Annotated in this window: 20 protein-coding genes and 2 pseudogenes; 8 read left to right on the forward strand and 14 right to left on the reverse strand. The window is 50.3% G+C overall.

Features of this window, described 5'->3' with window-relative positions:
- Positions 1–4: 4 nt before the first annotated feature.
- From JCM16161_RS15430 to JCM16161_RS15445, 4 genes and pseudogenes are all read right to left on the reverse strand, one after another.
- The gene (locus JCM16161_RS15430) at positions 5–223 is read right to left on the reverse strand and encodes a hypothetical protein (protein ID WP_243669377.1); all 219 of its coding nucleotides are present in this window, start codon (positions 221–223) and stop codon (positions 5–7) included.
- Positions 187–1158: an AIR synthase related protein gene (locus JCM16161_RS15435; RefSeq protein ID WP_243669379.1), complete on the reverse strand. Its 972-nt coding sequence runs from the start codon at positions 1156–1158 to the stop codon at positions 187–189. Before JCM16161_RS15435 ends, JCM16161_RS15430 begins: the two co-directional genes overlap by 37 nt.
- A gap of 2 nt (positions 1159–1160) precedes the next feature.
- A pseudogene (locus JCM16161_RS15440) lies at positions 1161–1972 on the reverse strand (AIR synthase-related protein).
- Positions 1973–1989: 17 nt separating this feature from the next.
- On the reverse strand, positions 1990–2181 hold the full coding sequence (locus JCM16161_RS15445) for a hypothetical protein (protein WP_243669381.1): 192 nt from the start codon (positions 2179–2181) through the stop codon (positions 1990–1992).
- 103 nt (positions 2182–2284) lie between these two features.
- On the opposite strand from JCM16161_RS15445, the gene purE reads away from it, so the two are divergent.
- Together purE and JCM16161_RS04800 are read left to right on the forward strand one after the other, a co-directional pair.
- Positions 2285–2770, forward strand: coding sequence for a 5-(carboxyamino)imidazole ribonucleotide mutase (gene purE, locus JCM16161_RS04795; RefSeq protein ID WP_054855155.1), 486 nt, complete (start codon positions 2285–2287; stop codon positions 2768–2770).
- Positions 2767–3891, forward strand: coding sequence for a 5-(carboxyamino)imidazole ribonucleotide synthase (locus tag JCM16161_RS04800; protein WP_054855156.1), 1125 nt, complete (start codon positions 2767–2769; stop codon positions 3889–3891). The genes purE and JCM16161_RS04800 overlap by 4 nt, the downstream gene beginning before the upstream one ends.
- A gap of 47 nt (positions 3892–3938) precedes the next feature.
- Here the strand turns inward: JCM16161_RS04800 and JCM16161_RS04805 are convergent, their stop codons facing one another.
- The 5 genes from JCM16161_RS04805 to JCM16161_RS04815 form a co-directional block, all read right to left on the reverse strand.
- Entirely contained in the window at positions 3939–4217 is a 279-nt protein-coding gene (locus JCM16161_RS04805; protein ID WP_054855157.1) for a hypothetical protein, read from the reverse strand.
- A 63-nt stretch (positions 4218–4280) separates the two neighbouring features.
- Positions 4281–4421, reverse strand: coding sequence for a hypothetical protein (locus tag JCM16161_RS15450; RefSeq protein ID WP_243669383.1), 141 nt, complete (start codon positions 4419–4421; stop codon positions 4281–4283).
- A gap of 26 nt (positions 4422–4447) precedes the next feature.
- A complete protein-coding gene (gene queC, locus JCM16161_RS15455) occupies positions 4448–5191 on the reverse strand; it encodes a 7-cyano-7-deazaguanine synthase QueC (RefSeq protein ID WP_243669385.1) in 744 nt (247 codons plus the stop codon).
- Positions 5182–5955, reverse strand: a complete 774-nt coding sequence (locus JCM16161_RS15460; protein WP_243669387.1) for a hypothetical protein — start codon at positions 5953–5955, stop codon at positions 5182–5184. The genes queC and JCM16161_RS15460 overlap by 10 nt, the downstream gene beginning before the upstream one ends.
- Before the next feature lie 32 nt (positions 5956–5987).
- A complete protein-coding gene (locus JCM16161_RS04815) occupies positions 5988–6641 on the reverse strand; it encodes a 7-carboxy-7-deazaguanine synthase QueE (RefSeq protein WP_054855228.1) in 654 nt (217 codons plus the stop codon).
- Between the two features lie 86 nt (positions 6642–6727).
- Between JCM16161_RS04815 and JCM16161_RS15465 the strand changes: the two genes are divergently transcribed.
- From JCM16161_RS15465 to JCM16161_RS04825, 4 genes are read left to right on the forward strand one after another with little or no spacing between them, the layout of a single operon-like run.
- Entirely contained in the window at positions 6728–6916 is a 189-nt protein-coding gene (locus JCM16161_RS15465; protein ID WP_243669389.1) for a hypothetical protein, read from the forward strand.
- Positions 6879–7160: a hypothetical protein gene (locus JCM16161_RS15470; RefSeq protein ID WP_243669391.1), complete on the forward strand. Its 282-nt coding sequence runs from the start codon at positions 6879–6881 to the stop codon at positions 7158–7160. Before JCM16161_RS15465 ends, JCM16161_RS15470 begins: the two co-directional genes overlap by 38 nt.
- Positions 7127–7558, forward strand: coding sequence for a hypothetical protein (locus tag JCM16161_RS15475; RefSeq protein WP_243669393.1), 432 nt, complete (start codon positions 7127–7129; stop codon positions 7556–7558). The genes JCM16161_RS15470 and JCM16161_RS15475 overlap by 34 nt, the downstream gene beginning before the upstream one ends.
- The gene (locus JCM16161_RS04825) at positions 7546–8634 is read left to right on the forward strand and encodes a TIGR00303 family protein (protein ID WP_054855158.1); all 1089 of its coding nucleotides are present in this window, start codon (positions 7546–7548) and stop codon (positions 8632–8634) included. Before JCM16161_RS15475 ends, JCM16161_RS04825 begins: the two co-directional genes overlap by 13 nt.
- 112 nt (positions 8635–8746) lie before the next feature.
- On the opposite strand, the pseudogene panB reads toward JCM16161_RS04825, so the two are convergent.
- Positions 8747–9516, reverse strand: a pseudogene (gene panB, locus JCM16161_RS04830) (3-methyl-2-oxobutanoate hydroxymethyltransferase).
- Positions 9517–9875: 359 nt separating this feature from the next.
- Between panB and JCM16161_RS15480 the strand changes: the two are divergent.
- Positions 9876–10253 carry a phosphopantothenate/pantothenate synthetase family protein gene (locus JCM16161_RS15480; protein ID WP_243669395.1) on the forward strand — a complete coding sequence of 126 codons (378 nt, stop codon included), beginning with the start codon at positions 9876–9878 and terminating at the stop codon, positions 10251–10253.
- Complete coding sequence (locus JCM16161_RS15485) at positions 10247–10426, forward strand: hypothetical protein (protein ID WP_243669397.1); 180 nt, start codon at positions 10247–10249, stop codon at positions 10424–10426. The genes JCM16161_RS15480 and JCM16161_RS15485 overlap by 7 nt, the downstream gene beginning before the upstream one ends.
- A 101-nt stretch (positions 10427–10527) precedes the next feature.
- Here the strand turns inward: JCM16161_RS15485 and JCM16161_RS15490 are convergent, their stop codons facing one another.
- From JCM16161_RS15490 to JCM16161_RS15505, 4 genes are read right to left on the reverse strand one after another with little or no spacing between them, the layout of a single operon-like run.
- Complete coding sequence (locus tag JCM16161_RS15490) at positions 10528–11076, reverse strand: hypothetical protein (protein WP_243669399.1); 549 nt, start codon at positions 11074–11076, stop codon at positions 10528–10530.
- 29 nt (positions 11077–11105) lie between these two features.
- Positions 11106–11366 (reverse strand): hypothetical protein, encoded by a 261-nt coding sequence (locus JCM16161_RS15495; RefSeq protein ID WP_243669401.1) that lies wholly within the window; start codon positions 11364–11366, stop codon positions 11106–11108.
- A gap of 26 nt (positions 11367–11392) precedes the next feature.
- The gene (locus JCM16161_RS15500) at positions 11393–11797 is read right to left on the reverse strand and encodes a hypothetical protein (protein ID WP_243669403.1); all 405 of its coding nucleotides are present in this window, start codon (positions 11795–11797) and stop codon (positions 11393–11395) included.
- Complete coding sequence (locus JCM16161_RS15505; RefSeq protein WP_243669405.1) at positions 11773–11961, reverse strand: hypothetical protein; 189 nt, start codon at positions 11959–11961, stop codon at positions 11773–11775. Before JCM16161_RS15505 ends, JCM16161_RS15500 begins: the two co-directional genes overlap by 25 nt.
- Positions 11962–11976 lie beyond the last annotated feature (15 nt).

The following is an 11976-nucleotide window of genomic DNA, read 5'->3' on the forward strand; positions in this document are numbered from 1 at the left end:
CACATCACAGGGCACCCCATAGCGAGTTATACGCCATCTTGAGCGTGTCTAACTTTAATGCCATTAATTCATGGTGGCCCCAACGAACCACCGCATTATCACCGCCGGTGCTGCCGATTATGGAAAACGGCACGCCCAAATTAATGAGCGTATTCACCGCCTTATCCAGTTGCCCGCTCTTAATCTCTACGACATACCTAGCGTTGGTCTCGGAGAACGCCACCACGTCCGGTCGATACGGCACTCATCAACCGGGACCCTAGATAAATCAATGTTAAAGCCAACCCCATTAATTAAGGCCATCTTACTTAGCGTTGTTAATAATCCACCAACGCCGACATCCATCGAGGCGCTCACTAAGCCATCTCTTATTAATTTAAGGACCGCGCTGGCGTTTTTAACCTCATCCCTAGGTCTTGGCCTTGGGGGTATACCCTTAACGATGCCGTGGACTGAGTATAGGTATTCGGATCCACCGAGTTCAGCCGATGTATTGCCTATGACTAATACATGTCCATTGCCGGCGAATCCGCCGTCTACGGCCTTACCAACATCGCTGATTACGCCTAGCACCGCCACCGCAACCACGGGCTTAATAACATTACCGCTAGAATCCTCATTATAGAAGCTAACCTTACCGCCGACTATCGGTATACTTAATTCACGGGCCATCCAGGCAAGTCCAAGAACTGAATTTACGAAGTACCAGTACCTATCGGGTTTTTCCGGATTACCCACATTTATGGAATCCACGGCAGCTAAAGGCTCCGCACCAACCGCAACCACATTTCTATAGGCCTTGGCTAGGGAATTGGCGGCCCCGATGAATGGGTCAAGGAATGAATACCTAGGGTTCGCCTCGGCCTTTACGGCAATCCCCAACTTACCGTCACCGCCATCGATAGGCAGAAGCCTTAGAACAGCGGCGCCTGCCCTACCTGGCTTAATCACCGTCCTAACACCCACCTCATAGTCATACAGGCTAAATATGGGTTCCTTAGATGCGATGTTCAGGCTTCCCAATATCTTTATTAAGGCCTCGTCGAGTGGCACCTTAGGTAATTCCGGGATTATCCTATATTCACCTAAGTGCTCCGGTTCCCTAATTTCGTAATTCGTCTCCGGCGCGTGCGTTACGAGCTTTACGGGCAGGTTCACGATTAGGTTGCCTGGTAATAAACGGTGAATCTCCCATCGCCTGTTAGGACGCCGATTACGTCATAGTGAACATGGTACTTCCTCAATACCTCCTCAACTTCATTAAGCTTATCTTTATCCACCACGATTACCATCCTCTCCTGGGACTCCGAGACCAGGATCTCCTCAGGCATCATATGCTCCTAGTTCTGACCTTGTCGAGGTGCGCCTCGATACCTAGGCCAAACTGGTCGGCTAGCTCGCTTAATGCCGTGGCCAGGCCCCCACCACCCACGTCCTTTATAGCCTTGATTAACCTCCTATCTCTTAATTCAATTATCGCATCAATCAGCAACTTCTCGAGCAGTGGGTTACCGACCTGTACAGCGCCTATTTCGTCCCTACTCCTATCTAATACCTTAGATGCGAAGGAACTTCCAAGCATTCCGTCTTTACCCACATCATTACCGATGACTAGGACTAAATCGCCAGGACTTGCCTCACCAATCACCACATCCTCCAGCTTACCAACACCAATGCATGTGACCAGGACTATCGGGTTTGTGGTGAACGACTCATCAAACCACACCTCACCTGAAACTACGGGTACGCCAATCCTATTTCCATAGTCTGAAATTCCCCTTACGACATTCCTCGCTATCCATTGGGAATGAGGATTGCTGGGTAAACCAAAATATAGATTATCCATCAATGCGATGGGTCTTAAGCCCGTGGTTAATATATCCCTCACAATGCCACCAACACCCGTTGCAGCGCCGTCATAGGGATCCACCGCTGATGGGTGATTATGGCTCTCTATCTTAAAGCTAACCATTAAATTGCCTACACGAATTAGTGGGGCGTCAAGCCCGGGCCCCTGAGTACGTGCGGTGCCTCGCTTGGTAGTAGTTTAAGGAACCTCCTGCTACTCTTATATGAGCAGTGCTCACTCCACTCGGCCTCAAAGACGAGCCACTCAGCATTTGTAGGTTCCCTTCCCAGGGATGTCTTAATGATCACCTTCTCATTATCACTGAGTGGCATGGTCCCACCCCAATATTTAATTTTTTATTTAAACAATACACGGGCATATCACGGTTAATAATGAGAAAATACTTTTAAAAGTTTTCTTTAAACAATAATTATAATGAGCAAGGGCCCACTCGTTGGTGTAATAATGGGTAGTAAAAATGACTGGGACATCATGAGGGAGGCCGTGGAATTACTTAACCAATTAGGCATACCCAACGAGACCAGGGTTGTCTCGGCTCATAGAACGCCGGAGCTGATGTTTGAATACGCCAGGACAGCCGTTGATAGAGGATTGGAAGTAATAATAGCCGGTGCTGGGGGCGCCGCCCATCTACCTGGCATGACTGCATCGTTAACGCCACTGCCGGTCATTGGTGTCCCAATACCCAGTAAACACCTGAATGGCCTTGACTCATTACTATCAATAGTGCAGATGCCTTATGGCACGCCGGTGGCCACGGTAGCCATAGGCAACGCCAAAAACGCGGCATTACTAGCAGCCAGGATCTTGGGCATTAAATATCCGGATATTAGGGCTAGGGTTATCGAACTAATGGAGTCGATGAAGAATGAGGTCCTCAATACGGTGCTCAGCCTATGAGCAGGGTATTGGGCATCCTAGGCGGTGGGCAGTTAGGCCTAATGATGATACTCGAAAGTAGGAAGTTAGGCATTAAGTTCCTGGTGTATGATGAGGATCCCGAGGCGCCGGCGTTGAGGGTAGGCGATGGCAGGTACGTTGGAGACTCATGGAAGGAATTAATTGTTAAGTCCGACATTGTCACATTCGAGTTCGAGCACGTCAACCCCAACGCAATAAGTGAGGCGGAGTCGCTCGGTAAGCTGAGACCTAATTCATTAACTATATGGCTAAAGCAGGACAAGATACGCGAGAAGGTATTCCTTAAGGACCATGGATTTCCCGTGCCGAGGTTCATGGTAATCAAAGCCCCGGAGGATATGTACGATGCATTTAATAAGTTCGGGAGGGTGGTTTTCAAGGAGCCCCAGGGCGCCTATGATGGGAGGGGTCAATACTACGTGATGGGTAAGAGCGACCTCGATAAGGTACCCATGAAGTTCCCACTGTTGGCCGAGGAGTTCGTAGATATTTATAAGGAGGTTTCAGTAATACTCGCCAGGTCAAAGAATGGTGAGGTGGTTACTTACCCCGTAACCGAGAATTACCATTACAACGGCATCCTACTCTATAGTATAGCACCTGCAGGGGTGAACGAGGAGGTGGCTAACGAGGTTAAGGAAATAGCCGTGAGTTTGGCTAAAACCTTAAATTACATTGGCGTCTTAACCATTGAGTTCTTCATAACGAGGGATGGCGAGGTACTAATTAATGAGTTTGCACCCCGTGTTCATAATTCAGGGCATTGGACATTAATGGGCGCGGCGGTGAGTCAATTCGAGAATCACGTGAGGGCGGTACTAGACCTACCGCTGGGTTCTACGGAGCTTCTAAAACCGGCGGGAATTGTGAACATGTTGGGTGTGCCATACGATGAGAATATAATTAATAAAATATTGGCAATACCAGGAACTAGCGTTTGGTGGTACGGTAAGGCTAGGGTTAGGCCGAGGCGTAAGATGGGCCATGTAAATGTGGTGGCTAATGACGTGAATGAGTTAAAGAGGCGGATCGGCGAGGTGTTGAGTGTTGTATATGGTAATGACTTAGATAGGTACATACCACCGTGGAGCCGCGCATGACTGTTTATCTACCTTAGAGGGCGATCCCGTAAAGGCCATGGCATAAATCACCTAACTTCCGAGGGCCTTAGCTTGTCCGACGGGTCGTCTCTAAACCTCCATAGACCTTTACCAAAGGACTCAACGGTTATCCTCAACTCATCAGCGAGTAAATCGCTGATTAATGGTTCATCGGCTAACGGTGAAACCAGAACATCCATTATTACTTCCCTGGACTCCGCATCTCTTGCCACAACCTCAACGGTTGTGGCCCTTGGGTAGAACCAGACGTTTAATGGCCCACCAGCCGTATCAATCCCTCCCTGGCATCCTCGGAGGGTGGCCAAAGGCCAAGGGCCCTAGCGGTACTTATTGGAATTAGCAATTGCGGTGTGGGTGCCTTAAAACTGCTATTGAGCAGTGCCGCCTCCTCCACTACCCTGTTCCCTGCTCTTATCCTCAACCTCAGCCTCACCACCATTCAGTTTTACCTTTATCCTGCCGATATAAGCAAAGCTCCTGTACCTAATCCTACCAACCCTAATGTCCATCAATTTAAAACCTTGTAGCCGAGTTTTTAAACTAGGCGCAACGTACTACTCGCCTGGCCTCTTAGGGATTTCGTACGGTCTCGTGCCCCTCCAAAACTCCTCCTCAACCTCACTTGGTAGTTCGTACTCCACCGGTCCCTGACCCCATTTATCCTGAACGCCCACCTCCTCATGTAGCAGGGCCCACACCTACCACAGTGCCTCTCGCGATTATCATAGCAACTCCAGGTCAGGTGGAGCGGTGCGCCAACCTCTAGGCCTAGCCTCACAATTTCATGCTTGACCAAGTGCCCCACGGGCATTATCAACTCCACGTGCTTGTTAGGCCCGACGGCGTAGGGCATGGCCTTATTGAGGAGCCTAATGAACTCCATCTCATTATCCGGGTATGCGCCGGCCTCCTCCATATTGATTCCTGTGGCTATGTAGTCATAGCCGTAGGCCTCAGCTATGGCCGTGGCCAGTGCTATGAAGACAAAGTTCCTGGCCGGAACCCACTCATGCGCGAATTCGGCACCCTCCCTACCCTCATCAACCCTATTAATCTCCCCATCACCGAGGAGTGGCGAGTGCCTAACCACCTTGAAAAAGTCCATATCCACCTCAAGCAGCGGTACGCCTAGGAACTCCGCAACCCTCCTAATGGCCTTATCCTCCTGGGTCTCGGCCCTGTGCCCATAGTTGAAGTGCAGTAATGTCACGTCAAACCCCTGCTTAAGCAGATATGTCGCGGCCGTGGTCGAGTCGAGGCCCCCGCTGGCTATGACCAAGACCCTCTTCCTCCTACCTGCTCCTCCCTCCTCAGTGATACCGAAGACCAGGTACCGTCGATCCCAACCTCCATTGCCGTGTAAGGCTCAACACGCCTTATGACTGGGACGTCCCAAATGGGCTTATTTTGACTATCAATTAGGTAGTCGTCTAGGCTTGCGAAGAATAGGGCCTTTAAGTCGTTGTACCAGGCCATGTATAGTGGTTTGAAGTTCGTGGCGAGCCAAACCCTGCCAGGTCTACGGGTATCCATTATCGCCAACGCGTAGCTACCAATAACGTAATTAACCAGCACGTCCCTAAGCCCATTTAGCGAGCCGTCCCAAAGCTTCTCGAGTAATGGCGGGAGTATTGCGGTGTCGATTTTAGACCTACGGGTGAGGTTGAACCTAGCCTCTAGGTCCTTGTCATTGGCTATTGTGCCGTTGTGCGCCACTACTATGTGATCGCCAATCATTGGTTGTATGTCATCCTCAGTCTTGACCCTCACGTACTCGGTCGTAGGCTCAGCCCTATTGTTAAATATCGCGGCCACGGTATCCTCATTGATAATGCTGGGCATCCTGCCTACGGCAATGCTAGGCCTCTCCCTGCTCTTAAACACGCTCAATTCACCATCCCTGCCCAGGATAACAATACCGAAACTATCACGGCCCCTCTCCTCACCCTTAACAATCATCATCCTCAAAACCTCCTCAATCCTCCTAGCCCTATCTCTATCCAACCTATCGCCGAATATCAATACACCGCCAATAGTGCACATCCTGACCTGGGATGCGAGTGGTTATTTAAGTCTCACCTGAACCCCATTAAGATGTGGAGTCTCGATGTGTAATTGACGCCGAGCTTCATGGCCATGGGTTTTGTGATGTCCTCATCCTTGGCGATGCATTCCTCGCGGGTTGTGCATTGGCTCATTAGGTAAACCCTATTGCGTGGTATGCCGAATTTATTAATAAACCAAAGAACCTCCTCGACATCCTCCGGCCCATCAATAACGAACTTAAAGATAGCCTTACCACTCACCACGAAATCCCTAATGGCCACTTCATTAATCCTAAACCTCGATGGGACGCCTGAGTTGGAGAGTTTAGGGGATACGTTGAACTCATCGACGTACCTAACGAGATCACCAGGTCTCAATGTGCCGTTGGTCTCAACCTCCACGAAGAAGCCCTGGGCCTTGACAAGGCTTAGCAGTGGGGTTAACTCACGAAGCCATAGGAGTGGCTCACCGCCGGTCACGACCAAGTGCCTCACGTTGCCTGCTACCCTCATTATTGCGTTGTAAACCTCGTTAATGCTCATTTCAGTTCCACCGAACCATGAGTACTTCGTATCACACCACGAACACCTTAAATTACAGAATGCAGTCCTTAGGAAGACCGCCTCCTTACCCGCATTGGGTCCTTCGCCCTGCCAAGACCTAAATATTTCAATGATATTCACGATTGATAATGTCATGTAATGCTTATTTTAAGGGTTAACTCCGGCTAAGTGATGTTTGGCATAATTGGCTTGGCGCCGTTGGGTTATTGCTCGCTCACTTCCTTAACAATGCTGGCTATGTACCGTATGTGGTGACGAGGACTCGTTATGAGGATTACGTGATTAGGTTTAATGGTGATTATAGGGTTGAGGTAAAGCTTGTAGATTACTTACCTAGCGATGTTAAGTATTCCTTAATTGCCGTTAAGCTACGACACGGAGATGATAATCAATAAAATAGTTGGCGTGCCAGTAGTCTTCCAGAACGGTATTGGCGGTCTCGAACTAATCAGGGAGAGGCTCGGTGTTGGTTATGGCACTGTCGTTACGTACGGCATCACGAGGAGCGGCAATGTGGCTGAGGTCAGGGGCGTTGGCGAGATAATGCTGCCCAGCCTCATTGGTGAGGTCGCTGATACTCTAAGGCTGGTGGTGCCAACGTCAGGGTGGTCGATGATATCGAGCCCTACAGGTGGTTGAAGGTCATTGTTAACGCGGCCATTAATCCAATAACTGCGATCTTAAGGGCCAGGAATGGCGTGATTCTCGAGGATCCTAATGCCAGGGCGTTGGCGGAGATGGTAGTTAAGGAGGGCGTCGACGTAGTTAATAGGCTGGGCATTAGGTTACCCAGTGATCCATTAACCGAGACCTTAAGGGTTGCCGAGGCCACTAAAAATAATTACTCGTCAATGCTGCAGGACGTGTTGAATCGCCGGAGGACTGAGGTTGATTACATAAACGGAGCCATAGTGACTAGGGGTAGGGAAGTTAACGTTAGTACTCCCGTTAATTATGTGCTTTGGTTGTTGGTTAGGTCGCTGGAGGGAAGTACTTATAAATGGGATTCATATCCTAACTCGTTATGGATACCGTGACGGTTCATTTAGGCGATATTTCACAACACGTGCAGCAACTGGGCAAGGGCTTCCTCTTCACCCTGGTCATAGGGACTACGGACACGAGCCTAATACCCGGCATAACCATTGCCGGTGCCAAGCCCGAGTTAACCCACTACACGCCGGCCGCCGACGCCGAGTACCTACTGCTCGGTAAATGCCGTGTGATACCCACGGTGCCGATGACGCCTGATGGAAAGCCAACCCCAGCATTGATCACCAGAGCCGCGATCAAGCTAACCGGCGCAGGCGTTCTCGTCGTCAATGCTGGAGCTAGGGTTAGGCCGAACATACCCGTTATCGACCTGCAGGGCGAGCCTGGTAGGGACATTAGGACCGGGCTTGCCATTAATCGTGAGGTTGTCGACAGGGTCTTTGAGAATGGCGTGGTCCTTGGCGAAAATCTAGCTAGGGTTAGTAGGGCTATCGTTATTGGCGAGTCAATACCCGCGGGGACCACCACCGCCATGGCCTTCCTAGTGGCCATGGGCTACGACGCGTGGAATAAGATGTCCAGCGCATCGCCTGTTAACCCAAGGGAATTGAAGATAGCGGTGGTTAGGGAGGCGTTGAGAAACGCGGGTATTAACAAGCCGTTGGAGGACCCGATGGAGGCGGTTTCGAGGGTTGGCGACCCAGTAATAGTGGCCATGGCGTCAATAACCATTGGAGCCGCTGGGCAGGGCGCCAAGGTCCTCCTGGCCGGCGGTACCCAGATGGCCGCGGTCCTAGCCTTCATAAAGCATGTAGATAAGAAAGCGCTTAACAACGTGGCCATTGGGACTACGAGGTGGTTGATTAGTGATAAGTCAGCGGACTTGGTGGGTCTCGTTAGGGAGATCGCGGAGGTACCCGTGGCATCCATAAACCTGGACTTCAGCAATATGCCGTATGAGGGGTTGAGGGCCTTTGAGGGGGGCTTCGTGAAGGAGGGCGTTGGAGCTGGTGGTGCATCAATCGCAACAATTGCGAGGGGATTCCCAGTAGAGCAATTGCAGGATATGATCCTTAATGATTATAGGGAATTACTAATCAACGCGGACGGTGCCAGGTAATGGCGTGGTGTTGGTTATCAAGGTTAGTACAGGTAGTTAAGGTGTGTCGATGCGTATGCGCAATTTTCCAATAATATAGTGGGAAATAGAATGTAGCACTTTCATGATACCTCTACTTGATGTCTTTGAAGTATTCGGGGCTTGGGAATTCGCCACTCCTAACTTCATTCACGTACTTAGCCACGGCATCCCTTATTACGGATGCTAGGTCTACGTACCTCTTGGCGAAGCTTGGCGGTCTCTCCGTGAGACCAAGCACGTCATGAAGCACGAGTATTTGCCCATCACAGTGAGGACCAGCCCCAATGCAGATAGTCGGTATTTTCACGCTCTCAGTCACCGCCTTAGCCACGCTTGCCGGAACCATCTCGATCACTATCGCGAAGGCCCCAGCCTCCTGAAGTGCTTTGGCATCCTCAATCAACTTCTTGGCCTGTTCCTCGGTCTTACCAACCATCTTAAACCCACCCAATGATAGAACTCTTTGCGGATTAAGCCCAATGTGCCCCATCACGGGTATTCCGAACTTGACTAGGTTATTAACTATGTCGAATATTTCCTGACCGCCCTCGGGCTTCACGGCCTCGGCACCGGCCCTTACGAGCTTGAGGCGTTTCTCAGGGCGTCCCTGACGCCGGTTTCATACGTCATGAACGGCATGTCGGCTATTAGCAGGGCCTTGGGCTTCGCCCTGGCCACGGCAGCCACGTGTATGAGCATGTCCCTGAGGGTAACCCTTAGGGTGTTCTCGAAGCCCAGCACGACCATGCCCAGGGAATCGCCCACCAATATGCCATCAACGCCTGCCTGGTCGACAAGCCTCGCCGTTGGGTAGTCATAGGCCGTTATCATGGCAATCCTCTGCCTACCCTTCATCCCCATTATTGTCTGTACCGTGACCTTCCTCCTCTCCATACCGACCAGCCTAGTTATTCCTAGATTAAAGCTTTAAGAAATATCAATAATATCGAGTGCAAATGACCGGGGATCCTGAAACACACTGGATACCGCCTAACCACCAAGAAGGGAGTCATTATTAATTAGGGAGAGGTTGGTTGACGGGTTTAGGGAGGGTTATGTCGCGGCCCAGGCTTGATTGCCCATGGACGTGGTGAGTGCTTTGACTACCTCATCGGTGAGGAGTCAATACCACCGGCATTGACTGCGGAGAGGGTTGCCGTAGCCGCGTTACTAACTGCCGAGCGCCCGGTTATTTCGGTCAATGGGAATACGGCAGCCTTGTGCCCAGGCAAATTGTTGAGTTGGCGAGGCTCGTTAATGCGAAGCTCGAGGTTAACCTATTCTATAGGACTAGGGAGAGGGAGGAGTTGATAGCCAGGGTGCTTAGGGAGAATGGGGCTGAGGAGGTTCTAGGCGTCGGTGATGATGCGTCCTGCGTAATACCGGAGCTATTCAGCGAGAGGCGTAGGGTCTCCTGTAGGGGCATTTATATTGCTGATGTGGTCCTCGTACCGCTTGAGGATGGTGATAGGACAGAGGCCCTCAGGAGGATGGGTAAGACCGTGATTGCGATAGACCTAAACCCCCTCTCGAGAACCTCCAGGGCGGCTAACATCACGATTGTCGACAATGTAATTAGGGCAGTACCAACATGGTGAGGTTTGCTGAGGAGTTAAGGGATAGGCCTAGGGATGAGTTGATAGGCATAGTTAAGGGGTTTAATAATGAGGAGAACTTAAGAGCCGTGCTAACATTCATTAGGGATAGGCTCACAGAACTAGCCGGTAAAGGTATTACGTTAGAGTTCCCAAAGCATGGATCTGATGGTTAGGGACCATGAGGTTTAGATCGCCACCACCGTGTATGATCAATACCGTGATTCCCTAATCATCGTCAACCATTAATTAAGCCCTATTGAGCAATGGCGCGAACTTAAGACTGCCTGCTCACCCCTCCCTCCTTTTTACCGTATAGCTTATATGCCCTTAACATCCAGGTGTAGAGGAACATCTTATAGGCTATTTCGGAGCCATCCTCCCACCACCAGCGCTTGGCGATCTCCGCAACCCTCTCAAGCTCCTCAACACTTATTTTATCGATATCGCCCCTGGAGAAGACAGACTTTATGAACTCAAGCTCCTCCTTAGTAATCGGATTTAGCCTTATTGACTGTGACAACCTATTAACCTCATTCACCAGGAATGATGCCTCCCCAGGGCTTACTAATCCCTTAACCCCCAGGAACTCAATAACCATCGAGTTCATGGCCACGGTGGCCGACTTAACCGAGTCCGCGAAGCTGGCGAGCTTTCTTTCAATCTCCCTAAACCTCTCATCAATTTGTTTGAACCTCTCGTCAATCTGCTGGAACCTCGTGTCAATCTCCCTAAACTTACCACCAAGCCAATAAAGCGCGGTGCCGAGCATCCCTACTACTGTGATGACTAAGCCCAATACCGAAATCAGCAATTCATCAACCATTATAGGCTAATTAATTTCAATTTATGGCATTAATAAATACCTTTTGCTGAGGTGCCATTGCCGATTATTATTCTGACCCCCTCATTGGATGGTTCGAAGACCCTTGGCTCATACCCAACACTCCTTAAGCATCCCGTGAGCCCCTCGACCTCATCCCTATGCGTTAACAGCGTTAAGACCTTCTTCTTAACGTAGTAGGTATCTGTATAGCGCGTGCATGGCCTTACTCTATCTTCAATGTCCTTGGTTAGGAAGCCTATTTCCCTTGAAAATGCCATGCTTAACTCCATAAACCTCTCGTAGGTCGGCTCATTAATTAATTCGCCACGTACTTACCACCAAGAAGCGCCAGTTTATCCCTCAATTCGCGGAGCATGTCGTTGGTTGAGTACCTACCTAAATCGACGGTAACGACCATCAAGTCCTGCGGATACGGAATTCTATCAATGACTCCAATACCTGGGGCGCCGGCTTTCAACCTAAGCTCTAAGCCACCCCCGTAGTACTCAGCGATTACGTCGCCTAGCCCAGTACCTAGTTTTACCTCGATCATATGGGCGATCTGGGCCGCCTTGATTAGTTGCGTGCGTTTAATTACGGCGGCGCCCAGGGCTGTGCCGAGGGTGAGGGCGGCGCTTAATCCATAACCAATGCCCAACTGCACGGGTGCCGAGTAATTAACCTCCGCGTTGGCACCTAATTCATTAAGTACCAGGTCCACGTGTCGATGCCGTATTTAACCTGGTTTAATGTGGGTTTAACTACGAACCTCACGCCAGGCCTAATGATAATGCCGCAGCCCAGCGAGCCCGTGGTTAATGGGTCGTTGCTGTACACAGGGAGCCAAATGCTCGTTATGTGCAGTGGTACGTCAATCACGATCATGGCCTATTAGGTATG

The sequence above is a fragment of the Vulcanisaeta sp. JCM 16161 genome (assembly GCF_001316285.1).